Raw genomic sequence first — 23,209 nt, 5'->3', positions numbered from 1 at the left:
CCAAACCCTTCACGTCAAACGATAATTCAAGGACAGGTCGGCATATGTTTACCCCGCTCGCAGGCAAGACGGTGATCGTCACGGGAGCCAGCAAGGGAATCGGCCGCGGCATCGCGCTGCGCTTCGGACAGGCGGGACTGAATGTCCTGGTGGTCAGTCGCAATCTCGGCGAGGCGACCCGCGTCGCCGCCGAGATCGGCGCCAACGCCTCCGCCTTCGCCGCCGACGTGACCCGCGTCGAGGATACCGACGGCATGGCGGCGGCGGCGGTGGAGCGCTACGGCTCCATCGACGTGCTCTGCGCCAATGCCGGCATCTTCCCGGCCGCCCGGCTCGGCGAGATGACGGCAGCGGATTTCGACCATGTGATGGGCACCAATCTCAAGGGCACCTTCCTCTCGGTCTCCGCCGTGCTGTCGCAGATGAAGGCGCAGAAGCAGGGGCGCGTCGTGCTCACCTCCTCCATCACCGGGCCGATCACCGGCTTTCCCGGCTGGTCGCATTACGGGGCGTCCAAGGCCGGCCAGCTCGGCTTCATGCGCACCGCCGCCATCGAGCTGGCACCGTGGAACATCACGGTGAACGCGGTGATGCCGGGCAATATCCGCACCGAGGGGTTGGACGGCATCGGCGGCGACTATATCGCCTCGATGGAAGCCTCGATCCCGATGAAGCGCCTCGGCACGGTGTTCGACATCGCCAATGCGGCGCTGTTCTTCGCCTCCGAGGAGGCCGCCTATATCACCGGCCAGGGCCTCTCCATCGACGGCGGCCAGGTGCTGCCCGAATCGCTGATGGCGCTGAACGAGATGGGCACCGCCTGAACCGCCAGAACCTGAATCGCCAACGAAAAAGGGCACCGCCGCGGCGGTGCCCTTCGATTCGTCGACGCGATCGCCGGCGCCTATTCGGAGCGGCCCTTGGGCTTCAGCCAGGCGAACATCGAGCTCCCCTTGGGCTTCATGTGATCGGGCAGGCGCACCACCACCACCATGTGGTCGATCTTGCCCTTCTTGAAATAGGCCAGGAAGGCGTCGTAGTCCTTGAACGAGATGCAGCCGTTGGAATCCCCGCGCGGTCCCAGCAGGTAGGTGTGGGTGAGGATGCCGTTGCGGCCATACATCGGCTCCGAGCCGACCGGCGTCATCCGCAGCGCCTCGACGCCGTGGAACAGCGCCTCGCGCATGGTGAGCTTGTAGGTATTGGGCGGGGTCGGCCCGAGCATCTTCACCGAGACATGGCGCGGATTGTCGAACTTGTCGCCATAGCCGGAATGGGCCTCGAACTTGGTGCCGTCCGGCATGTACACGGTCTGGCCGACAATGTCGTAGACGGCGAAACGGTCGCCGGATTCGGGCAGGCGAACCTCTTCGCTGGCCATCGGGATGGCGCTGCGCACGGCGGGAGCCGCCTGCGGCGCCTCGATGCCGAGATCGCCGTCCTCGCCGGTCGAGAGCGAGGCCAGCCGCACCTTGTGGGTCAGCGGGTTCTTCTGCGGCGTCGGCGCCCCGTCGGCGAGGTCGCCGGCGGAGATGAGCTCCGAATCGGACGAATCGACCGGAGCCGAAGCCGTGGCGAGGGTCTTCACCCGGCCGGCGCCGCGCGGATCGGCCGGCGGCAGCGGCACCGCATGCGCCATCGCCACCACCGCATCCTTGGGCGCGGCGGCGCCGGTCATGCCGCCCGCGGCCGGCATCGGCACCGCCGCCACGTTCTGGCTCGGCACCGCCCGCAGCGGAATCTGCAGGGCCGGATCGAAGATCCAGTTCGGCGCCAGCGCGACGGTGCCGGCGGCCTGGAAATTACGAATCTCCCGCACGCTGCCTTCCATCGGCATCGGCGGCGCCTTCATTTCGAACGGGGTGTCCTCCGGCATCGGCGGCGGCAGGCTGGCCACCGCGTCGCGCAGCTCCGGCGAGGAGGCCGACGGCGGCACCCAGACGGCGCCGAACGAGACCGCTGCGGTCGCAGCTGCGCCGCCGGCGCCGATGATCAGCGCCGCGACGAGATGCCAGCGAGGGCGGACCGGCCTGGGCGCGATCGCCGCGCGCGTACCGAATCCACGGGTGCGAGCCTTTTTGCCCATGCGTCCCCAAAGCCACCATTCACACCGCCGATGCGTTGCGAAACGTCCGCCACATCGGTCGATCACGCTCCCGCCTTCTGAGGAGGCGGGCTTACTCATGCGTGAAGCAATAGCGAAACTTGGTAAGCAATTTATTGATATCGGCCATTAATGCAAACCGGAAACGCAGAAAGGTCATAGGACACCATCGGAGATCGCCGGCGGCGTGGCCCGGAAATGGCCCTGCGCCCGGCGCCGGGCAGGCCTGCACGGATGCTGCCGGCTGCGCCTCGCCTCGCGCCGCGCGGCCTGATAAGAGCCCGGTCTGGCATGCGTCCAAATGAGATCGAGCCATGGCGTCTCCCTCCTTCACCGCCGTTCCGGGCAGCTCCGGCAAGGCCGGCGGCTGGTTCGTCACCGGCCTCGGCATCGGGCAGATATGCTCCTGGGGCTCGCTCTATTACAGCTTCCCGCTGATCGCCCAGGCGATGGGCCGGGACCTCGGCTGGGACAAGGGCACGCTCTATCTCGCCGCCACCGTCGGCCTCGGCTTCACCGGCCTCTGCACCTATCCGGTCGGCGCCGCCATCGATCGCGGCCATGGACGGCTGATCATGGCCGGCGGCTCGCTGCTGGCCGGGCTTCTGCTGATTCTGTGGTCGCGGGCCGACAGCCTGCCGGTGTTCTATCTCGCGCTCGCCGGGCTCGGCGCCATGCAGGCGGCGACGCTCTACGAGCCCGCCTTCGCGGTGATCGCCCGTCGCGTCGGCCCCGCCCATGCCCGCGCCGGCATCACCGCCGTCACCCTGTGGGGCGGCTTCGCCTCCACGGTGTTTATCCCGCTGATCCAGCTGCTGATCGACCAGACCGGCTGGCGCACGACGCTGCTGGTGCTCGGCCTCGTCAACATCCTCGTCTGCGCGGCGCTGAATTTCTGCACGATCGATTCGTCGCGCGACGCGCCCGTCCCGCCGCCGGCGCCCGCCGCCACCTCCGCCCCGGAACGCTCGGCGGTGGGCGAGGCGCTGCGCCGGCCGGTGTTCTGGATGCTGGCCATCGCCTTCACCGCCTATTCCGGCATGTTCACCGGCTTCACCTTCCATCTCTATCCGCTGCTGGTGGAGCGCGGCTTCGATGTCGGCACGGTGGTGATGGCCATCGCCATTATCGGCCCGTCGCAGGTTGCCGGGCGAATCGCCATCTGGGTGCTGGCGCCGCGCATGAGCGTGCGCCGGCTGGGATCGGTGATCGTCAGCATCTTCCCGCTCAGCCTGCTGGCGCTCGAGCTGGCGCCGCCGCACGTCCTGGTGCTGGCGGGGTTCGGCATCGCCTTCGGCGCGGCCAACGGCATCCTCACCATCGTGCGCGGCCTCGCGGTGCCGGAGATGCTGACGCGCCGCGCCTACGGGGCGGTGAACGGCGTGCTCTCCGTGCCGTCCATCTTCGCCCGCGCCCTCGCCCCGGCGAGCCTTGCGGCCCTGTGGACCGTCTCGGGGTCGTATGACGCGGTGCTGGCGGCGCTGATCGCGCTGTCGCTGGTGCTGTGCACCGGCTTCTGGGGCGCCGCCTTCCTGTCCCGGCGCGGCGACGACTAGAGCATTTCCGGTGAGCTCAGGTTCACCGGAAATGCTCTAGGCCTTTGTCTTTACGCGTTTTCTTAACGCGAACCGGAATCCGCCTCGCTCGAAAACGCTCTAGCTGGCCCCGACGGCGAAATGCATGACGCCGTCGAACACCAGCTTGAGCGACAGCGCGAACAGCGCCGCCAGCACCAGCCGGAAGAACAGCCGCTCGGGGATCACCCGCGTCAGCTTCACCCCGGCGAAGGTGCCGGCCACCGCCACCGGGGTGATCAGCGCGGTGATGGTCAGGTTGTCCGGGCTGAGCTGGCCGAGCTCCCAGTAAGGCACCAGCTTCATGGCGTTGATCGCCGCGAAGAGCAGCGTCGAGGTGCCGGCGAACACCATCTTGGGCAGGCGCTGCGGCAGCACATAGGTCTGGTAGGGCGGCGCCCCGGCATGGCTGACGAAGCTGGTAAAGCCGGACAGCGCCCCCCAGAACACCCCGCGCGGCACATCGGCCGGCCGCGGCTGGGCCGGCAGCCGGCCGAACCAGCGGTTGAGGCAGAACGAGAGCCCGATCAGCCCGACGATCAGCATCACCGCCGGCTCGGACACCAGGGAGGCCGTCGCCCAGCCGATGCCGACCCCCGCGGCGCTGGCCGGGATGAGGATGGCGAGGTTGCGGCCGGAATATTCGCGCCGGTAGTTCCATACGCCGAACACGTCGCTGACCACGTAGACCGGCAGCAGCAGGCCGGCCGCCGTGATCGGCGACATGGAGAGCGACATGATCGGCACGGCGAGCATGCCGATGATCGGCAGCCCGCCCTTGGACAGGCCGACCGCCGCCGCCGCGAGGGCGGCAGCGAGGGCGAACCCGATCTGTGGGTGGAACATCACGCGTCACTCCGGCGCGGGGCCGGCCTCCCGGCGCTCAGGCCGCCACTTCCTGCTTCAGCCGCGCGCTCACCTTGGCACGCAGGCTGTTGAGGTCCTTGACGAACTGGCGGATGCCCTCGGAGAGCTTCTCGGTCGCCATGGCGTCCTCGTTCATGGCGAAGCGGAACGCCTTCTCGTCGAGCGCGAGACGCGCCGGCGCATCCGAGATGTCGGCCGGGTCGAGCCGGCGGGCGAGCGTGCCTTCGTCGGCGGCGAGCTGGTCGAGCAGGGCCGGGCCGATGGTCAGCCGGTCGCAGCCGGCCAGCGCCTCGATCTCGCCGGTGTTGCGGAACGAGGCGCCCATCACCACCGTCGCAATGCCGTTGGCCTTGTAATAGGCATAGATTTGCCGGACCGAGACGACGCCGGGATCGGTCTCGGCGGTATAGGGGCCGGTGCCGGCCTTGACGTGCCAGTCGAGGATGCGCCCGACGAAGGGCGAGATCAGGAACACCCCGGCATCGGCGCAGGCCGCCGCCTGCGGCAGCGCGAAGAGCAGCGTCAGGTTGCAGTCGATGCCCTCCTTCTGGAGAACTTCCGCGGCGCGGATGCCCTCCCATGTCGAGGCGATCTTGATGAGGATGCGATCGCGCGTGACGCCGCGCTCCTCATAGGCCTTGATGAAGGCGCGGGCCTTGTCGAGCGTCGCCTGCGTGTCGAAGGAGAGGTCGGCATCGACCTCGGTGGAGACGCGGCCGGGCACGATGCCGGCGAGCTCGGCGCCGAAATTCAGCGCCAGCCGGTCGCAGGTCGCCTTCACCACCGCGTCATGCGCGCCGCCCTGCCGCGCGCCCCAGGCGATCGCCTCGTCGACCAGGCCGGCATAGGCCGGGGTTTCGGCGGCCTTGAGCAGCAGGGTGGGATTGGTGGTGCAGTCCTGGGGCTTGAGGCGTCGAACCGCCTCGATGTCGCCGGTATCGGCGACGACGACGGTCATGGCGCGCAGTTGTTCGAGCTTGGAGGGCATATCGATCTCTCTTCCTGCGGCGGCGCCCGCCGCGCTGCGTCGGCAGGCCTGATATTGGGTCGGCGATCCCTGATATGGGGTCGCGATAATAGGGTCGCGACCCTTGGATCACAGATTGCCCGGTGGCTTCAAGATGGCTGTTTCCCATCCGGCGACGGCTGCACGGCTCCCTCCGGCACGGGCAACGGGCCCGCGAACCCCCGCGAGCCGCGTGCGACGGTCTTGTGACCGGCGCGGGGTCGGCGTAAATCCATGCCTCGAGCGGCGGCGGCCGCAGTTTCTGGGGACGTCCATGGACGACATCCACTACCGCGAATACAAGATCCTGCTTCGCCCGGAGCGCTTCTTCGACCCGCACCAGTTCGAGGTGTTCTGGCACAAGGTCGGGCAGGTGGCGGCCGAGCACAAGGTGCTCGTGAGCACCAACAGGGACGGCTTCAAGCGCCAGGTGCGCGAGGTGCTGTTCTACGACACCCCGGACCACGACCTCTACCGAAGCGCCTTCATCCTGCGCAAGCGCACCTTCTATACCGACGGCTGGCCGGAGCACGAGCACGAGCTCACCTTCAAGTTCCGCCATCCCGATTTCAAGGAGGCGGCGCAGGTGGACGTCACCCCGCACCTGCAGGGCGCCGCCGACATCAAGTTCAAGGAAGAGCTGCTGCCGCTGAAGGACAAGCTCGGCGGCATGCGCAGCCTCTATTCGCATAATTGCGTGCTGCTCTCCCCCGGCCTGGTGCTGGATGCCGGGCTGGAGCGCATCACCTCGGTATTCCCGGTTCTGGCCGAGCTGTGCCCGGCGCAGGCCGGCGCGCCGGTGTCGCTGGTCAACAACCTGCCGGTCGAGGAGGTGCAGGTGAATGTCGGCGGCTTCGATTTCGGCCACGGCCTCGTCGCCAAGGCGACCATCGCCGTGTGGCGCGACCGGCCGACGGAAACCGCGATCGTCGGCGAATTCGCCTTCCAGGCCAAGTTCGACCGCTATGACGATCTGCACGTCAAGGCCAAGACCCGTTCGGAAGCCTTCTTCCTCGACGTGCAGAACCAGCTGCCGGAATGGGTCTATCTCGGCGCCACCAAGACCGCGCTGGTCTATAATTTCGGCACGCTCGCCGTGGCCGGCCACGAATGACCGAGCCTGCCGTTCCCGCCATCGAGAAGGGCCGTCCCGAAACCGCTCGGCCCGAAAATGCCCGTCCCGAGCCCGCCGGCCCTGCGAGCCCGGTGGGGCTGGCGGAGATATTCCTCACCTTCCTCGTCATCGGCGCCACCAGCTTCGGCGGCGGCGTCGTCGCCTATCTGCGCAACGCGCTGGTGCTGCGCAAGGGCTGGCTCGACGAGGAGCGCTTCATGTCGGCGCTGGAAATCTCGCAGGCATTGCCCGGCCTCAACGCCACCAACATGGCGATCATCGTCGGCGATCGGCTGCGCGGCATTCCCGGCGCCACCCTCGCCTTTCTCGGCATCACCCTGCCCGGCGCCGCCATGGTGATGGCGCTCGGCGTCGCCTATGCCTCGAACGCCAACAATCCCTATGTGAACGCCGCCCTGGTCGGCGTCGGCGCTGCGGCGGTCGGCATGCTGACGGCGGTGACGCTGCAGATCGGGCGCAAGCAGCTCGGCTCGCTCATCGATGTCGCCATCATCCTGGTCACCGTCGGGCTGGTGAGCTTCCTGCACGTCTCGCTGATCTGGGTGCTGCTCACGGTGGGCCCGGCGGCGGTGCTGATCTATCGGCCGCGCAAGGACGCCGCGGCCTCGGGTTCGGAGCCGACATGAACGAGAATCTCTCCGTCCTCGGCGTATTCTCGCTGCTCTCGGTGCTGGCGGTCGGCGGCGGCGCGGCGGTGCTGCCCGAGACCAAGACGCTGGTGGTCGAGACCCATCGCTGGCTGACCGACGACCAGTTCCGCGACATTTACGGCCTCGGGCAGGTGGTGCCGGGGCCGAACATGCTGATGGTGATGGTGATCGGCTATCACGTCACCGGCTTCCTCGGCGCGCTGCTCGCCTTTGTCGGCTTCTTCGTGCCGGCCGGGGTGATCTCGCTGGGCGCCTCGCGGATCTGGGATCATTTCGAGGGCTCGCCCTGGCGCGCCTCGCTGCAGCAGGGCATGGCGCCTCTGGTGGTGGGGCTGATGGCCGCCGGCGCCATCGCCATCGCCCGCACCGCCATCGACGGCGCCACCACGGTGGCGATCGCCATCGCGGTGTTCCTCGGCGTGTTTTTCGTCAAGCGCGTCAACCCGGCGATCCTGGTGCTGGGCGGCGGCCTCGTCGGCGTGCTGGCGCTGCGCTGACCCCGGTCGGCCGCCGCGCAGCCGCCGCCGCGATCCCGAGGCGATTGCCGGGCAGCCTGGCGGCGAAGACGACGTTGCCGGCGCGAAGGCCGGCATGGAATTCGGTCATGAACAGTCCGGCTCCGGCGGCCGCGCGGCTCGCCGGCCCGAACGGTCCGCCCCTCGCCGCCAAGGCCGGTCGAGGCCGGGTCGGGGCAAGGTTCCTCAGGCGGATATCGTCTCCCGACGCGTAACCCGGCCGAGGTGTCCCCGCCTCGCCACAGCAGGGGAATTTTTAGCGACAGCATGGGTTTGCGGATGCCCGGAGGCGGCCAGATGCTAAGCTGGCCGGGTCCGTCGCACATTAGGGAGGCCCCTCCATGCCCGCTCTGCCTGCTTTCGGCCTTTTGTCCCGTGCCCGCCATCTGGCCACGCCCGTTCTCGGGGCGCTGGCGCTTGCCGTCACCCTCGGTGCCGGCGGCCCGGCACAGGCCGGCATCGCCATGCCGGCACTCGCCGCCGCACCGGCGCCCGCCGCCGCCGCCGCCAATGTGGAAACCGTCCGCTGGGTCTGCGGCACGTTCCGCTGCGTCTGGCGCCCGAACTACCCGTCCTACTGGTATGTGCCGCCCTACGCCCGCGGCTGGGGTCCGCCGGAAGCGCCGACCTGCTACTGGCGCCATAACTGGGGCGGCTGGGTGAAGGTCTGTCCCTGACCGCCGCCTGATCCTCCGGCGCCGATGCCGTCATGAAACGGCCGGCGCCAGAGCCGTCCTGCCGCACGCATGATCGGCCGCCGCGCCGGTCGATGCGGCCTCTTGGGGCGTCTCCATCGGGGACGCCCTTTTCGTCGACAGCTGGAATCCATGAGCCCCGACCCGCAAAAGGGCACGCCGCTGCGCCCGCTCGCCTTCGCCACCCTGGCCACGCTGGTTGCCGGCTTCGTCGATGCGGTGGGCTACGCCTTCCTCGGCGGCCTGTTCCTGTCCTTCATGAGCGGCAACAGCACGCGGCTGGGCATCAGCCTCGCCGACGGGCACCTCGTCCCGGCGCTGCATGCGACGGGGGTGATCGGCTGCTTCGTCGTCGGCGCCCTCGCCGGCACGCTGATCGCCGACGCCAGCCCGCAGCGCAAGCTCACGCTGATCCTCGCCGCCGAGGTGGTGCTGTTCGGGCTCGCCGCCGCCCTCGCGCATCCGGGGAGCGGCTTTGCCGAACTGCTGCCGGTGGCGGTGGCGATGGGCATGCAGAACGCCGTGCACCAGATCATCGCCGGCGCCGATGTCGGCAAGAGCTTCGTCACCGGCGCGCTGTTCGGCATCGGCCAGGCGCTGGCGCGGCGCCTCAACGGGCGGGGTCGCGTCGGGGAGGCGGCGAGCTATGCGCTGTCCTGGGGCGCCTTCGTGGTCGGCGCATTGGTCGGCGCCATGCTGCTGACGCGGACGGGGCTGACGAGCGCGCTGGCGACGGCCGGCCTGCTGCTGGCGGCGCTGGCGCTGATATCCTACGTGTTCGCCCGGCATCTCGGCCCGGCGGTGGCGGAATATGGCGGCGACTAGCCGGACCTTCCGATTCGCCCCGCCCTATTTCGGGCCCCGCCCTATTCCAGGCCCATCGCGTCGCGCGCCTTGGCGAGCGCCTTCTGGCAGGCGTCGGCATCGTCCTTCTCGTCGGCGTGCCGGGCCTTGTCGAGCTCGGCCTGCGCCACTTCGGGCCGGGTGCTGTCGCCGATTTCCGCCTCGGTCTGCGCCAGTCCCTCGGGCGTCGGGTCGTGGCTCAGCGTCGCGTCCTCGGATTCCGGCGCGGTCGGTCCGGTGGCGGCGAGGTCGGCGATCAGCCGGTCGAGCGCCTCCTGCGCCGCGACGATATCCTGCGTGCAGGGGCCGGCGAGCGCGGCCGGAACCCACCCTAGCAGCAGGGCGAGTGCGAATGGTGCGACGGCTTTCAGGCTCATGACATCCTTCCCCGGGCGCACCACGAACGGAATCGGCACGCCGCCGCGGCCAGTGTAGCAAAGTCCGCCACCGGGTTTCGAGGGGGAACCTCACCCGATATCTCGCGAGTCGCGCGCGATCAGTCGCGGGCGATCAGCTCGCGCTCGCCGCGATGCACCGGCTGGCCGGCGGTCGGGCGGCCGGCGGCGCGGCGCTGGAACATGGAAGGCCGGCGATGCCGCAACCCGTTGCGCCGGTGCCGGCGCGGCTGGTCCTCGCCGATGGTGAGGCGCCCGAGCGTCGGATAGGCCATGGCAAGCGTGCCGGCGGCATCGGTCACCAGCATGGGCAGGCCGAGGAGCCCGCTCCAGAACCGCCATTCGGCGACCACGTCGTCGACATGCGGGGCGCTGTAGAGCGTCACCGACAATTCGGCGTCGTCATGCATCAGCACCACCGCGACGCCGTCCTCCTCGCCCTCGGGATCGAGGAGCGCGATGGCGAGGCCGCGATAGCGCGAATATTCGACCGCCGCGCGCAGCGGCAGCCCGGCGAGGCGGCGGCGCAGCACGACATGGCCGGGATGCAGCTCGACGCGCCGGCCGCCGCCGTCGGCGCCGGGATCCGGGGTGTCGAACACCACCGGCCAGCCCTCGGGGCCGGCCGGCCGCGCCAGCGACACGTAGTGGTAGGAGGAAACCGGAGGCAGGGCCTCCGCCGCGAACTGACGCCTCATGGTACTCCCCGCCGGTCTTTCGACTTTGCTGTCCCGGTCGTGGGCAGAGCCTAGGCGCGCCCCTGTCGCCGCCGGCTTAAGGGACATGGTTGACCGTTTCTTCGCCCGGCCTATCGCCGCCTATGCTTGACGGAATCTTGCCGATCCGCATGGTCGCCATGCGACCCGGCCCGGTCATCCGGCTTGCGTCCGGCGCCCGCTGCGCCTAATGGCCTCAGGATGAACCCTCACCACCCGCATTCCATGATCGCGGCCGATCCGCTCGCCGATGCCGGCGCGGCGGCGCACCGTCTCGGCGAGGCCGTCGTCGAGGCTGGAGCCGTGGCGCGCGACATGTTCGCCCGCGGCATCACCTCCTGGTCGAAGCACAACGATTCCCCGGTCACCGACGCCGACATCGCCGTCGACACGCTGCTGCGCGAGCGGCTGGGCGCGCTGGCGCCCGATTACGGCTGGCTGTCGGAAGAGACCGTCGACATGCCCGAGCGGCTGGAGCGGCGGCGGGTATGGATCGTCGATCCCATCGACGGCACCCGCGCCTTCATGGCCGGCGGGCCGGACTGGGCGGTGGCCGCGGCGCTGGTGGAGGACGGGCGGCCCATCGCCGGCGCCCTCTACGCCCCCGTCACGCAGGAACTGTTCCTGGCCGCCGTCGGGCGCGGCGCCACCCGCAACGGCATGCCGATCCATGCCTCGGCCGCCAGCCTCCTCGCCGGTTCCCGCGCCGACGGCCCGCCGCACTGGCTGTCGCTGGTCGACCGCGCCGGCACGCTCGCGCGGGTGCCGCGCATCCGCTCGCTGGCCCTGCGCATCGCGCGGGTGGCCACCGGCGAGCTCGACGCCGCTTTTGCCGCGCCCAATGGCAATGACTGGGACCTTGCCGCCGCCGACCTTTTGGTGCACGAAGCAGGGGGCCGCCTGACCACCCTCGACGGCCTCCAGCTGATCTACAACGCGCCCGTGCCCCGCCACGGCGCTCTGGTGTCCGCAGGCGCCGGCCTGCATCCGTCGGTGATGGACGCGGCGCGCCGGAGCGGGGAATCGTAGTTAGGAACCTGATCGCATGGCTGACACCGCGACGAGCCCCCAGCTTCTCCACCTCGTTTTCGGCGGCGAGCTCGACAGCATCGACGGCGTGACCTTCAAGGACCTCGCCGGCCTCGACATGGTCGGCGTCTTCCCGAACTACGCGACGGCGCACGCTGCGTGGAAGGCGAAGGCGCAGCAGACGGTCGACAACGCCCAGATGCGCTATTTCATCGTGCACCTGCACCGCCTGCTCGACCCGGACGCCACCGCCGACAAGCGCTGACGGCCAGCCGGCGGCAACAGCATACGGATTGAACATTCCCATGTGGCGTAAGCTGCGATCCTCGCAGACGGTCCGCACCGTGCTCGGCCGCGCGATGGCGTCCTATCTGCGCTTCGTCTGGCGCTCTTCCCGCGTGGTGATGGAGCCGGCCAATCTCTATGAGCTGGCCGACCGGCAATTGCCGATGATCCTCACCTTCTGGCACGGGCAGCATTTCCTCACGCCCTTCCTGGTGAAGCCGCATCACCGCGCCAAGGTGATGATCTCGCGCTCGCGCGATGCCGACGTGAACGCCATCGCCGCCGAGGCGCTCGGCATCGGCACGGTGCGCGGCTCGGGCGCGCAGGGGCGCAATTTCCACCAGAAGGGCGGCTTCAACGCCACGCTGGAGATGATCCGCAGCCTCGAGGAAGGCTGCAACGTCGCCATGACCGCCGACGTGCCGAAGATCTCGCGCGTCGCCGGGCTCGGCGTCGTCACCATCGCCAAGCATTCCGGCCGGCCGATCTATCCGGTGGCCATCGCCACCTCCAGCCGCATCCTCGCCCGCAGCTGGGACAAGGCGGCGATCCACCTGCCGTTCGGCCGCGCCGCGGTGGTGGCCGGCGACGGCGTGCTGGTGCCGGCCGACGCCGATTCCGCGACGCTGGAGGCCGCGAGGCTGGAAGTGCAGCGCCAGCTCGAGGAAGCCACCGCCCGCGCCGAGGAGCTGGTGGGGCGCCGCTCCCCCGGCACCCGTCCGGGCAGCGCCAAGACCGGCGACGAGAAGCCCTGGGACGGCGAACAGCTGGGCGCCAATCGCCTGGCGTCCCAATCCCGCGAGGCCAAGTCCCGCGAGGCCGGGCGCGATGCTGCAACGGCCGGCGATGCCCATCCCGGTGGCATCCATGGCTAGGCGCCGCGCCACGCTGGCCATCTATCTCTACCGTCTCGCCACCTGGCTGGTGACCCCCTTCGTGCGGCTGCTGCTCGCCGGCCGGCTGAAGCGCGGCAAGGAAGACCCGAGGCGCCTGCGCGAGCGCTTCGGCCGCGCCTCGCTGCCGCGCCCGAAGGGGCCGCTGGTCTGGCTGCACGGCGCCAGCGTCGGCGAGATCATCGCCATCATGCCGCTGATGGACCGGCTGCGGGTCCGCGGCTTCCGGGTGCTGCTCACGTCCGGCACCGTGACCTCGGCCAAGCTGGCCGCCTCGCGGCTGCCGCCGGACATCGCGCACCAGTTCGTGCCGCTCGACTCGCCGCTGTTCCTGCGCCGCTTCCTCAAGCACTGGCGGCCGGACCTGGTACTGCTGGTCGAATCCGAGCTGTGGCCGAACCTCATCATGGAGGTCGGCAACCGCCGGGTGCCGCTGGTGCTGGTCAATGCCCGCATGTCGACGCGCTCCTTCGCCCAGTGGAGCCGGTTGCCGAGGAGCGTCGCCGCGCTGCTCTCGCGCGTCGACCTGTGCCTGGCGCAGGGGACGGACGATGCCGAGCGGCTGAGCGCGCTCGGCGCCCCGCGCGTCGCCACCATCGGCAATCTCAAGTTCGACGCGCCGCCGCCGCCGGTCGACCTCGCCGCCTTCGACGCGCTGCGCGCCGCCTCCGTCGGGCGGCAGGTCATGGTCGCGGCCTCCACCCATCCGGGCGAGGACGCCATCGTCGTCGAGGCGCATCAGCGGCTCGCCAAGGAACTGCCGGGGCTGCTCACCATCATCGCCCCGCGCCATCCCGAGCGCGGCGGCGACGTGATCGGCATCGCCACCGAGGCCGGCCTGCCGGCGGTGCGGCGCTCGGATGGCTACCTGCCGGACCGCGGCACCCAGATCTATGTCGCCGATACCATCGGCGAGCTCGGCCTGTTCTACCGACTGGCGCCGGTGGCGCTGCTCGGCGGCTCGCTGATCCGCCATGGCGGGCAGAATCCCATCGAGCCGATCAAGCTCAATGCCGCGATCCTGCACGGGCCGCACGTCGCCAATTTCGCCGAGATCTATGCCCGGCTCGACGAGGCGCGCGGCGCCGCGCCGGTGTCGGACGCCCGCTCGCTCGCCGCCAGCGCCTATATGCTGCTCGCCGACGCCCAGGCCCGCCGGCGCATGTCGCAGGCGGCGCAGGCGACCATCGCCACGCTGGGCGGCGCGCTGGAGCGCACCCTCACCGCCATCGACCCCTATCTCGTGCAGATCCGGCTGGAGCGGCGCCCGTCATGAGAGCGCCAGTCCCTTCCGGGCGCCGGAGCTGAGGCGATGCGCGCACCCTCCTTCTGGTGGCGACCCGAACGGAGCGCGGTGGCGCATCTTCTGGCTCCCCTCGGGGGAATCGTCGGCTTCGTGGCGGCGCGGCGGATGCGGCAGACGGGCGCGCGCGCCGGCGTGCCGGTGATCTGCATCGGCAACCCGACGGTCGGCGGCGCCGGCAAGACCCCGACCGCGCTCTATCTCGCCCGCCGCCTCGCCGGCAAGGGCCACCGTCCCTCGATCCTGACGCGCGGCTATGGCGGGCGCCTGCCCGGCCCGGTGCAGGTCGACCCGACGGAGCATGTCGCCGCCGATGTCGGCGACGAGCCGCTGCTGCTCGCCACGCAGGCGCCGACCTATGTCGCCCGCGAGCGGCCGGGCGGCCTGGCGCTGGCCGCCGCCGACGGCGCCGACATGGTGCTGATGGATGACGGCTTCCAGAATCCGTCGGTGGAAAAGACCCTGTCGATCCTGGTGATCGACGGCGAGGTCGGCATCGGCAATGGCCTGTGCGTGCCGGCCGGGCCGCTGCGCGCGCCGCTCCTCCCGCAATTCGCCCGCGCGCAGGCGGTGCTGGTCATCGGCGAGGGCGACGCGGGAACCCGTGTCGCCGGCGCCGCGCGCGCCGCGGGGCTCGAGGTGCTGACCGGCCGCCTGGCGCCGAACGCCGCGGTGATCTCCCGGCTGATCGGCCAGCGGGTGCTGGCCTTTGCCGGCATCGGCCGGCCGGCGAAATTCTTCGAGACCTTGCGCGGCCTCGGCGTCGCCTCGGTCGCCACCGTCGCCTTCGCCGACCACCACCCGTTCAGTCCGCAGGATATCGAGGCGCTGGGCGAGCGGGCGGCGGCGGACGATCTGGTGCCGGTGACTACCGAGAAGGACGCGATGCGCCTCGCCGGCACGCCGGAGGGGCGGGCGCTGCTCGCCGCCAGCGTGGTGCTGCCGGTGCAGCTGGTGCTGGAGCCCGACAGCGCCGCCGCGCTGGACCGGCTGGTCATGCGGGCGCTCGCCGGCGGCTGAGGCCTTGAGCCTTTCCGGTGAACCCCGGTTTTCCGACAAGGCTCAAGATCACCGCTTTCACGCGTTTTCTTCACGCGAACCGGTTTCCACTTCGCTTGAAGGCGCCCTAGCCGTGCAGCCGGCCCGGATGCAGCCGCGCCAGCACCGCCTGCGGGGTGGCATAGGCCTCCTGCAGGTCGACGCTCCAGTAGCGCAGCTCGTCGAGCGGGATCGGCTGGCCGGTGACCGCGCAGCGCACGAAGGTGCCGGGCCGCACCACCCGGAAATCGCCGTCGAGATAGCGCAGCTCGGCTTCGCCGGATGCGGAAAACCGTTCGAAGCGGTTCATGGCCTTGATAAATCCTGTTGGGCCGCCATTTGCGGCGACCATACCGAACCGGCCCCGGCGCCCGCAAGCGCCGATTGATCGGCGCCCGCGCCGGCCGGCCGCATGCTGCCCCGGAGATAGACCGGCATCAGTCGTCGAACAAGGTGGGTTGCGCACCCGGCTTCGGCAAGCTCTTCGCCGTCGTCCGTGCGCGTGCCGCCCGCTTCGGCGGCGACGGCGGCGCCTCGACCGGAGCATCCCCGGCGGTCGCCGCCACATGGCCGTCGGCGAATTCGAGGTCGAGCCCCTGCCCGCTGAAGATAGCGGCGGCGCTGCGCAGCGGCTGGCCGGCGGCATCGCGGACGAGCGCATAGCCCCGCGCCAGCACGCCGCGATAGGACAGCGCGCCCATCAGCTTGCCGATGCCGTCGAGCCGCCGCGCCCGCTCGGCCAGCCCGCGCCCAAAGGCCGGCGCCAGCCGGGCATGCGCGCCGGCAAGCCGTTCGCGGGCGCGGTGGATGCGCTCTTCATGGGCGCGGACATTGGCCCGCAGCGCGGCGTCGAGCCGCCCGGCCGTCAGGGTGAAGCGCTCGCGCCATCCCGCGACCAGCAAAGCGAGGCGCTGCGGGGCGAGCCGCCCCTCGGCGCGGGTGAGGCGCAGCCGGTGCGCCGCCGCATTGGCCTTCAGCGCCCGCGGCAGCCGCGCCCCGGCCATGTCGAGCCGCTGGCGCGGCAGGGCGAGCAGCGTATCGGCGCCCGGCAACAGCCGGGCGAGCCCGCGCAGGTCCGCCCGCCGCCGCTCGGTCGCGCGCGCCGTCGCTCCCGAGAGCCGGGCGCCGAGGCCCTGCACCTCGGCGATCAGCTCGCCGCGCACCGGCACCGCCATCTCGGCGGCGGCGGTCGGGGTCGGGGCCCGCACATCGGCCGCGAAGTCGATCAGCGTCACGTCGGTCTCGTGGCCGACGGCGGCGATCAGCGGGATGGCGCTCTCCGCCGCCGCCCGCACCACCGCCTCGTCGGAAAAGCCGAGCAGGTCCTCCAGCGAGCCGCCGCCGCGCGCCACGATCAGCACGTCCGGCCGCGGGATCGGCCCGCCGGATTCCAATGTCAGACCCCCGGCAGGGATGGCATTGAAACCGCGGATGGCGGCCGCCACTTCCGGCCCGCATGTGTCGCCCTGCACCCGCACCGGCCAGACGATGACCCGGCGCGGAAAGCGGTCGGCGAGGCGGTGCAGGATGTCGCGGATCACCGCCCCGGTCGGCGAGGTGACGACGCCGATCACCTGCGGCAGAAACGGCGGCCGGCGCTTGCGCTCGGGCGCGAACAGGCCCTCGGCGGCGAGGCGGCGCTTACGCTCGTCGAGCATCGCCATGATGGCGCCGGCGCCGGCGAATTCCAGCTGCTCGATGACGATCTGGTAGGAGGACTTGCCGGGAAAGGTGGTGATGCGCCCGACGGCGACCACTTCCAGCCCCTCCTCCGGCTTCAGCCGCAGCCGGCCGAACACGCCCTTCCACACCACGGCGTCGATGCGGGCGGAGGCGTCCTTCAGCGAGAAATAGGCGTGGCCGGAGGAATGCGGCCCGCGATAGCCGGAGATCTCGCCGCGCACCCTGACATGGCCGAAGGCATCCTCCACCGTGCGCTTGAGCGCGCCGGAGAGCTCGGAGACCGTCCAGTCGGGCGCGTTGCCAACCGGCGATTCGGGGGTGGGATCGGACATGGGGGAGTCATAATCGGATTTATCCGATGCGGGAACCGATGGCCGCCTCGGCCTCTCGCGGCGACCCTGGCCAATGGCGGAGAACGTCATGGCCGGGCTTGCCCCGGCCATCCACGTCCTTCTCACGATCAAAGCCCCGCTCCTCGTTCGGAAACCGCACATCGCCCCGACCCGACAGTCCGGCGCATGGCCTGGGAAGGTCTCCGCCGCCTCCCCGCGACCCGCCTTGATCGCCGCCCCCGCAGCCACTAGGTTGCGCGCCATTCCCGCCAACCGGCCGAGCCTCCATGATCGATCCCGCGCTGCCGCCCCATATGCGACCCGACCGGTCGTTCCAGGGGCTCATCCTCGCCTTGCATGCCTTCTGGGCGGACAAGGGCTGCGTCGTGCTGCAGCCCTACGACATGGAAGTCGGCGCCGGCACCTTCCATCCCGCGACCACGCTGCGGGCGCTGGGGCCGAAGCACTGGAAAGCCGCCTATGTGCAGCCCTCCCGCCGGCCGAAGGACGGGCGCTATGGCGAGAACCCCAACCGGCTGCAGCATTATTACCAGTACCAGGTGATCCTGAAGCCCTCGCCGGCCGACCTGCAGGACCTCTACCTCGCCTCGCTGGAGGCGATCGGCATCGACCTGAAGCTGCACGACGTGCGCTTCGTCGAGGACGACTGGGAGAGCCCGACGCTCGGCGCCTGGGGCCTCGGCTGGGAATGCTGGTGCGACGGCATGGAAGTGTCGCAGTTCACTTACTTCCAGCAGGTCGCGGGCATCGAATGCGCCCCGGTCTCCGGCGAGCTCACCTACGGGCTCGAACGCCTCGCCATGTATGTGCAGGGGGTCGAGAACGTCTACGACCTCAATTTCAACGGCCGCGAGGGGGCCGAGAAGGTCACCTATGGCGACGTGTTCCTTCAGGCCGAGAAGGAATATTCCCGGCACAATTTCGAGCATGCCGACACCGCCATGCTGCTGGAGCAGTTCCGCATGGCCGAGAGCGCGGCGGCGAAATATCTCGAGGCCGGCTGGAGCGAGGACCGCTCCAGCCACCTGATGGCCCAGCCCGCCTACGACCAGTGCATCAAGGCGAGCCACGTGTTCAACTTGCTCGACGCGCGCGGGGTGATCTCGGTGACGGAACGCCAGAGCTACATCCTGCGCGTGCGCGAGCTCGCCAAGGCCTGCGGCGCGGCCTGGCTGGCGACGGACGCCGGCGGAGCCTCCCCGACCCTCTGACCTCCAGCGGAGCGTGGCCCATGTCGGTCGCCAGCGTCGAGAGCCGTGCCTATGATGAGGTAACCTATTCCGGCAGCGAGCCGATCACACCCCGCATGCTGTTCGCCGGCGCGCTCGGTAATGCGCTGGAATGGTACGATTTCGCCGCCTACGGCTTTCTCGCCGCCATCTTCGCGAAAAACTTCTTTCCCAATAGCGATCCCTTCGTCGGGCTGATCTCCGCCTTCGGGGTATTCGCGGCCTCGTTCCTGATGCGTCCCTTTGGCGGGGTGCTGTTCGGCCATATCGGCGATCGCTACGGCCGGCGTTATGCGCTGTACCTCTCGGCCGGCATGATGTCGGCTTCCACCGTGTGCATCGGCCTGCTGCCGACCTATGCCACGGTGGGGGCACTGGCGCCGGTGCTGCTGGTGCTGCTGCGCCTCGTGCAGGGCCTGTCGATCGGCGGCGAGTACACCACCTCGACCATTTTCCTTGGCGAGAACGCGCATCCGCGCCGGCGCGGCTTCATCACCGCCTTCGCCGGCTGCGGCGCCTCGGGCGGCACGCTGCTCGGCTCGTCCATCGGCGCCATCATCGCCTCGCTGCTGACGCCGGACCAGTTGGTCGCGTGGGGCTGGCGCCTGCCCTTCCTGCTCGGCATCGCGCTCGGCGGCTTCACACTGTATCTGCGCCGCGCCGCGCGCGACGCGCCGCCGCCGGTCCACACCCACGGCGCCGGCGAGCTGCCGCTGCTGCTCGCCTTCCGCCACGATCGCGGCAACATGCTGCGCGCCATCGGGCTCAGCGTCACGCTCGGTGCCAATTTCTACCTGCTCTTCGTCTATCTCACGACCTACATGCAGCAGGTGGACGGGCTTTCCGCCCGCATCTCGCTGCAGATCAACACGGTCAGCATGGTCGCGCTGCTGGTGATGGCACCGCTGTTTGCCGCGCTGTCGGACCGCATCGGCCGCAAGCGGGTGATGATCGCCAGCCTTGTCGGCCTCATCGCGTTCTCCTGGCCGCTGTTCCGCCTGCTCGACGGCGGCGACGCCAACCAGGTGATGCTGGCCCAGCTCGGTTTCGCGGCGCTGGTCGCCGCCTATGCCGGGCCGATGCCGAGCCTGATGGTGGAGATGTTCCGCCCGCTCACCCGCTGCACCGCCTTCTCGCTCAGCTACAACCTCGCGCTCGGCCTTGCCGGCGGCACGGCGCCGATGGTGGCGGTCTATCTGGTCAATCGCGAGAAGCTGGACATGGGCCCGGCCTTCTATCTCATGGCGGCGGCCTCGATCTCGCTCGTCGCCGCCCTCACCCTGAAGGACCGCACCGGCCAGCCCGTGAGCTGACGCGCAGCAATTGCCGCCATCCCCCTCCCTTTGCGCGGCGGCGCGTGCTAGAGCGGCGCCCACCCCTGAACCATTCGACGTGTCCCAATGCCCGATCTGCTGCTCGAACTCTTCTGCGAGGAAATCCCGGCCCGCATGCAGGCCGGCGCCGCCGATTCCCTGCGGAAGCTGGTCACCGACGCCCTCGTCGAGCGCGGCCTCGTCTACGAGGGCGCCAAGGCCTTCGTCACCCCGCGCCGGCTCGCCCTGGCGGTGCACGGCCTGCCGGCGAGCCAGCCGGACGTGCATGAGGAGCGCAAGGGCCCGCGCGTCGGCGCGCCGCAGGCGGCGATCGACGGCTTCCTGAAGGCCGCGGGCCTCGCCTCGCTCGATCAGGCGAGCATCGAGAGCGACCCGAAGAAGGGCGAGTTCTACGTCGCGCGCATCCACAAGCACGGCCGCCCGACGCCCGACGTGATCGCCGAGATCGTGCCGGCGATCATCCGCACCTTCCCGTGGCCGAAATCGATGCGCTGGGGTTCCGGCTCGCTGCGCTGGGTGCGGCCGCTGCAATCGATCGTCTGCACCTTCGGCCCGGAAACCGAGGAACCCGAAGTCGTGCCGTTCGAGGTCGACGGCATCCGTTCCGGCGACACCACCCGCGGCCACCGCTTCCTGTCCTCGGGCCCGATCAGGGTCCGCCGGCTCGACGACTGGCTCACCAAGCTGGAAGCCGCCTTCGTGGTCGCCGACCGCGAGCGGCGCAAGGACATCATCCTCGCCGACGCCAAGGACCTCGCCCTCGCGCACGGGCTGGAGCTGGTGGAGGATGCCGGCCTGCTCGACGAGATCTGCGGCCTCGTCGAATGGCCGGTGGTGCTGATGGGCGCGTTCGAGGAGAGCTTCCTCGACGTGCCGGACGAGGTGATCCGCGCCACCATCCGCATCAACCAGAAATGCTTCGTGCTGCGCGACCCTAAGACCGGGCGCCTCGCCAACCGCTTCATCCTGGTGTCGAACCTCGCCGCCAGCGACGGCGGCGACGCCATCGTCGCCGGCAATGGCCGCGTCATCCGCGCCCGGCTGTCCGACGCCAAGTTCTTCTGGGAGACGGACAAGCGCACCAATGCGAGCATGCCGCTGGAAGACCGGCTGGCGAAGTTCGGCAACGTCACCTTCCACGAGAAGCTCGGCTCGCAGTACGAGCGCATCCAGCGCATCGCCGCGCTCGCCGAGACGCTGGCGCCGCTGGTCGGCGCCGACCCGGCGCTGGCCCGGCAGGCTGCGCTCTATGCCAAGAGCGACCTGCGCACCGAGGTCGTCGGCGAATTCCCCGAGGTGCAGGGCCTGATGGGCAAATACTACGCCCGCCTCGAAGGCCTGCCCGAAGAGATCGCGCTGGCCGCCGAGGAGCACTACAAGCCGCAGGGCCCCACCGACCGGGTGCCGGCCGCGCCGGTCTCGGTGGCGGTGGCGCTAGCCGACAAGCTCGACACGCTGGTCGGCTTCTGGGCCATCGACGAGAAGCCGACGGGCTCGAAGGACCCGTATGCGCTGCGCCGCGCGGCTCTGGGCGTGGTGCGGATCGTGCTGGACAATGGGCTGCGGCTTAATTTGCGAGCATTAACTAAGAAACTCAATTTGCAATTCTTTGCTGCCGAGCAACAGTCTAATTTGGAGGAATTGATCTACCGGATCAATCCAATTAGACCGGCATTCGAAGAAGTAGCTCTAACAAAGCTTCTTCGCGAAACGAATCCTGACTCTCCTCCCGTCATCTTCAATGACCTCCTCTCCTTCTTCGCCGACCGCCTGAAGGTCCACCTGCGCGAGCAGGGCGCCCGGCACGATCTCGTCGACGCCGTCTTCGCCCTTCCGGGGCAGGACGACCTGCTGCTCGTCGTCAAGCGCGTCGAGGCGCTCGGCCGCTTCCTCGCCATCGAGGACGGCAAGAACCTGCTCGCCGGCACCCGGCGCGCGGCAAACATCCTGCGCATCGAGGAGAAGAAGGACGGCGCGTCCTACGAAGGCGGCGTCGACCTCGTACTGCTCACCGAGCCAGAGGAGCGCTCGCTCGCCGAGGCCATCGCCAAGTCCGGCCCGCTGATCGAGACCGCGCTCAAGGCGGAGGATTTCGAGGGCGCGATGGGCGTCATGGCCAGCCTGCGCCCGCCGGTCGACGCCTTCTTCGACAAGGTGACGGTGAACGCCGAGGACAAGGCCCTGCGCGCCAACCGGCTGCGCCTGCTCGCCGATATCCGCGCCATCACCCGCGCCGTCGCCGATTTCGACCGCATCGAGGGCTGAAAGCCGCCGACGATGGCGGGGGCACGGCGCGCCATGAGCCTCATCCACAACGAGCGGACCAAGCTGACCGCCACATTGCTGAACAATGTGGCGGCAGCGATGTTCATCACCGGCGGGGTCGGGCCGATCGTCGCGCTTTCCTATGGATTGCCCGGCCCGACCGGCGGATGGTCGGCTCTCGGCATCGCCGCCATTTGGATTCTCAGCGGTTCAGCCATACATTACATGGCGAGGCTGCTTCTCAAGGGACTGAAGCCATGACCGCCGCAACGCTCGCGTGGTACGTCGCCCCGCTTCTCCTGCTGGCGGCGTGCTACGGCCTTTATCTCGCCACCCGCGACACCGGCCACCACCCCGGCCCGGCGGAGTAGCCGCTTTTTCGGGAGCGCGCGCCACCGCATGGGAACCTTCCCGTACCTCCGGCCGTTGAGGAGGGAACCCACCGGATTGCTTCCCCCATGCAGATCGACATCGTCGCCATCCAGCCGATCGTCGCGCTGGTCGCCGGCATCCTCATCCTGGTGATGCCGCGCCTGCTCAACTTCATCGTCGCGATCTATCTGATCTTCATCGGCATTTCGGGACTGCTCGGCACCGGCGCCTTCCGGTTTTGACATCGCGGGCGACGGCGCATCCGGGGACCCACCCGGTCGCGCCGTGCCCCCGTTGAGACGTACCCCAACCTGCATCGCCCGAACACCGTCAGGGCCGGGCCCAGCCCGGCCATGAGCTTCATGCCGCGCAAGGCCGGAGCCCGTCGGATCGTCGCGGCGTCAGATCTTGGTGCCGATCAGCCGGTCGGCGCTCCACGGGCCGGGGCCGGCGAAGGCGAGATAGAACAGCACGAAGCAGTACAGCGCCGCCAGTTCGCCGCCATTGACGACGGGAAAGAAATCGCGCGGCGCGTGCACGAGGAAATAGGCGAAGGCCGTCATGCCGGACAGCACGAACGCCACCGGCCGCGAGAACAGCCCGATCAGCAGCAGCGCCCCGCCGACAAGCTCGAACAGCCCGGCGATGCCGCCCGGCGAGACGAGGCTGACCCCGGTCTGCGGGGTCACGGGAATCCCCAGGACCTTGGTGGTGCCGTGCTGCATCAGCAGCAGCGCCGTCATCACCCGCAGCAGGCTCAGCACATGCGGCGTGAGCGAATCGACAATCTTCAACATCCCCGAAAACCTCTGATTGAACTGGATTTTTCTCCCGGCCGCGGCAAGCTGCCGCAAGAGGAGGCGGCGCGCAATCGCCGCGATCATCACGTTGCAGTGCGACATAATTCGCCGCACTGCGAATGATG

Annotated in this window: 24 protein-coding genes and 1 pseudogene; 17 read left to right on the top strand and 8 right to left on the bottom strand. The window is 69.8% G+C overall.

The window, feature by feature from the left end; genetic code table 11:
* The first annotated feature begins 44 nt into the window (after nt 1–44).
* On the top strand, nt 45–824 hold the full coding sequence (fabG, locus tag AC1RU4_RS18575) for a 3-oxoacyl-ACP reductase FabG (protein ID WP_492892607.1): 780 nt from the start codon (nt 45–47) through the stop codon (nt 822–824).
* 80 nt (nt 825–904) lie between these two features.
* Here fabG and AC1RU4_RS18570 read toward each other — a convergent pair whose 3' ends face one another.
* Complete coding sequence (locus AC1RU4_RS18570; RefSeq protein ID WP_492892606.1) at nt 905–2,086, bottom strand: DUF2778 domain-containing protein; 1,182 nt, start codon at nt 2,084–2,086, stop codon at nt 905–907.
* Between the two features lie 332 nt (nt 2,087–2,418).
* On the opposite strand from AC1RU4_RS18570, the gene AC1RU4_RS18565 reads away from it, so the two are divergent.
* Nucleotides 2,419–3,660, top strand: coding sequence for an MFS transporter (locus AC1RU4_RS18565; RefSeq protein WP_492892605.1), 1,242 nt, complete (start codon nt 2,419–2,421; stop codon nt 3,658–3,660).
* Nucleotides 3,661–3,759: 99 nt separating this feature from the next.
* Here AC1RU4_RS18565 and AC1RU4_RS18560 read toward each other — a convergent pair whose 3' ends face one another.
* Complete coding sequence (locus tag AC1RU4_RS18560) at nt 3,760–4,524, bottom strand: sulfite exporter TauE/SafE family protein (RefSeq protein ID WP_492892604.1); 765 nt, start codon at nt 4,522–4,524, stop codon at nt 3,760–3,762.
* 37 nt (nt 4,525–4,561) lie between these two features.
* Entirely contained in the window at nt 4,562–5,533 is a 972-nt protein-coding gene (gene tal / locus AC1RU4_RS18555; RefSeq protein WP_492892603.1) for a transaldolase, read from the bottom strand.
* A gap of 292 nt (nt 5,534–5,825) precedes the next feature.
* On the opposite strand from tal, the gene AC1RU4_RS18550 reads away from it, so the two are divergent.
* The 5 genes from AC1RU4_RS18550 (at nt 5,826) to AC1RU4_RS18530 (ending at nt 9,371) form a co-directional block, all read left to right on the top strand.
* Nucleotides 5,826–6,665 carry a hypothetical protein gene (locus AC1RU4_RS18550; RefSeq protein ID WP_492892602.1) on the top strand — a complete coding sequence of 280 codons (840 nt, stop codon included), beginning with the start codon at nt 5,826–5,828 and terminating at the stop codon, nt 6,663–6,665.
* Nucleotides 6,662–7,312 carry a chromate transporter gene (locus AC1RU4_RS18545; RefSeq protein WP_492892601.1) on the top strand — a complete coding sequence of 217 codons (651 nt, stop codon included), beginning with the start codon at nt 6,662–6,664 and terminating at the stop codon, nt 7,310–7,312. The genes AC1RU4_RS18550 and AC1RU4_RS18545 overlap by 4 nt, the downstream gene beginning before the upstream one ends.
* A complete protein-coding gene (locus tag AC1RU4_RS18540) occupies nt 7,309–7,833 on the top strand; it encodes a chromate transporter (RefSeq protein ID WP_492892600.1) in 525 nt (174 codons plus the stop codon). The genes AC1RU4_RS18545 and AC1RU4_RS18540 overlap by 4 nt, the downstream gene beginning before the upstream one ends.
* A gap of 359 nt (nt 7,834–8,192) precedes the next feature.
* Complete coding sequence (locus AC1RU4_RS18535) at nt 8,193–8,528, top strand: hypothetical protein (RefSeq protein WP_492892599.1); 336 nt, start codon at nt 8,193–8,195, stop codon at nt 8,526–8,528.
* 150 nt (nt 8,529–8,678) lie between these two features.
* Complete coding sequence (locus tag AC1RU4_RS18530) at nt 8,679–9,371, top strand: YoaK family protein (RefSeq protein ID WP_492892598.1); 693 nt, start codon at nt 8,679–8,681, stop codon at nt 9,369–9,371.
* Between the two features lie 41 nt (nt 9,372–9,412).
* On the opposite strand, the gene AC1RU4_RS18525 is transcribed toward AC1RU4_RS18530, so the two are convergent.
* Nucleotides 9,413–9,766: a hypothetical protein gene (locus tag AC1RU4_RS18525; protein ID WP_492892597.1), complete on the bottom strand. Its 354-nt coding sequence runs from the start codon at nt 9,764–9,766 to the stop codon at nt 9,413–9,415.
* A gap of 119 nt (nt 9,767–9,885) precedes the next feature.
* Complete coding sequence (locus AC1RU4_RS18520; RefSeq protein ID WP_492892596.1) at nt 9,886–10,482, bottom strand: DUF6101 family protein; 597 nt, start codon at nt 10,480–10,482, stop codon at nt 9,886–9,888.
* A 219-nt stretch (nt 10,483–10,701) separates the two neighbouring features.
* On the opposite strand from AC1RU4_RS18520, the gene AC1RU4_RS18515 reads away from it, so the two are divergent.
* The 5 genes and pseudogenes from AC1RU4_RS18515 to lpxK all read left to right on the top strand — a co-directional run bounded on the left by AC1RU4_RS18515 (nt 10,702) and on the right by lpxK (nt 15,030).
* Complete coding sequence (locus AC1RU4_RS18515) at nt 10,702–11,529, top strand: 3'(2'),5'-bisphosphate nucleotidase CysQ (RefSeq protein ID WP_492892595.1); 828 nt, start codon at nt 10,702–10,704, stop codon at nt 11,527–11,529.
* Nucleotides 11,530–11,545: 16 nt separating this feature from the next.
* On the top strand, nt 11,546–11,794 hold the full coding sequence (locus AC1RU4_RS18510) for a DUF4170 domain-containing protein (RefSeq protein WP_492892594.1): 249 nt from the start codon (nt 11,546–11,548) through the stop codon (nt 11,792–11,794).
* Between the two features lie 40 nt (nt 11,795–11,834).
* Nucleotides 11,835–12,524, top strand: a pseudogene (locus AC1RU4_RS18505) (lysophospholipid acyltransferase family protein); the annotation flags it as partial.
* A 157-nt stretch (nt 12,525–12,681) separates the two neighbouring features.
* Complete coding sequence (locus AC1RU4_RS18500) at nt 12,682–13,983, top strand: 3-deoxy-D-manno-octulosonic acid transferase (RefSeq protein ID WP_492892593.1); 1,302 nt, start codon at nt 12,682–12,684, stop codon at nt 13,981–13,983.
* A gap of 36 nt (nt 13,984–14,019) precedes the next feature.
* Nucleotides 14,020–15,030, top strand: a complete 1,011-nt coding sequence (gene lpxK / locus AC1RU4_RS18495) for a tetraacyldisaccharide 4'-kinase (RefSeq protein WP_492892592.1) — start codon at nt 14,020–14,022, stop codon at nt 15,028–15,030.
* 106 nt (nt 15,031–15,136) lie between these two features.
* On the opposite strand, the gene AC1RU4_RS18490 is transcribed toward lpxK, so the two are convergent.
* Together AC1RU4_RS18490 and xseA are read right to left on the bottom strand one after the other, a co-directional pair.
* Nucleotides 15,137–15,358, bottom strand: coding sequence for a DUF2093 domain-containing protein (locus tag AC1RU4_RS18490; protein ID WP_492892591.1), 222 nt, complete (start codon nt 15,356–15,358; stop codon nt 15,137–15,139).
* A gap of 127 nt (nt 15,359–15,485) precedes the next feature.
* Nucleotides 15,486–17,063, bottom strand: coding sequence for an exodeoxyribonuclease VII large subunit (xseA, locus tag AC1RU4_RS18485; RefSeq protein ID WP_492892590.1), 1,578 nt, complete (start codon nt 17,061–17,063; stop codon nt 15,486–15,488).
* 287 nt (nt 17,064–17,350) lie between these two features.
* On the opposite strand from xseA, the gene AC1RU4_RS18480 reads away from it, so the two are divergent.
* From AC1RU4_RS18480 to AC1RU4_RS18460, 5 genes are all read left to right on the top strand, one after another.
* Nucleotides 17,351–18,295 carry a glycine--tRNA ligase subunit alpha gene (locus AC1RU4_RS18480; protein WP_492892589.1) on the top strand — a complete coding sequence of 315 codons (945 nt, stop codon included), beginning with the start codon at nt 17,351–17,353 and terminating at the stop codon, nt 18,293–18,295.
* A gap of 20 nt (nt 18,296–18,315) precedes the next feature.
* Nucleotides 18,316–19,626 carry an MFS transporter gene (locus AC1RU4_RS18475; RefSeq protein ID WP_492892588.1) on the top strand — a complete coding sequence of 437 codons (1,311 nt, stop codon included), beginning with the start codon at nt 18,316–18,318 and terminating at the stop codon, nt 19,624–19,626.
* An 87-nt stretch (nt 19,627–19,713) separates the two neighbouring features.
* The gene (gene glyS / locus AC1RU4_RS18470) at nt 19,714–21,912 is read left to right on the top strand and encodes a glycine--tRNA ligase subunit beta (protein WP_492892587.1); all 2,199 of its coding nucleotides are present in this window, start codon (nt 19,714–19,716) and stop codon (nt 21,910–21,912) included.
* A gap of 33 nt (nt 21,913–21,945) precedes the next feature.
* Nucleotides 21,946–22,173 (top strand): hypothetical protein, encoded by a 228-nt coding sequence (locus AC1RU4_RS18465; protein ID WP_492892586.1) that lies wholly within the window; start codon nt 21,946–21,948, stop codon nt 22,171–22,173.
* A 197-nt stretch (nt 22,174–22,370) separates the two neighbouring features.
* A complete protein-coding gene (locus AC1RU4_RS18460; RefSeq protein WP_492892585.1) occupies nt 22,371–22,526 on the top strand; it encodes a DUF3096 domain-containing protein in 156 nt (51 codons plus the stop codon).
* A gap of 159 nt (nt 22,527–22,685) precedes the next feature.
* Here AC1RU4_RS18460 and AC1RU4_RS18455 read toward each other — a convergent pair whose 3' ends face one another.
* Entirely contained in the window at nt 22,686–23,081 is a 396-nt protein-coding gene (locus AC1RU4_RS18455) for a DoxX family protein (protein ID WP_492892584.1), read from the bottom strand.
* Nucleotides 23,082–23,209: the final 128 nt, after the last annotated feature.

This window comes from Ancylobacter sp. GW821-FHT10E12, from assembly GCF_058809335.1.
The sequence above is the reverse complement of the archived record's forward strand: the minus strand, read 5'-3'. Positions and strand labels throughout refer to the sequence as shown.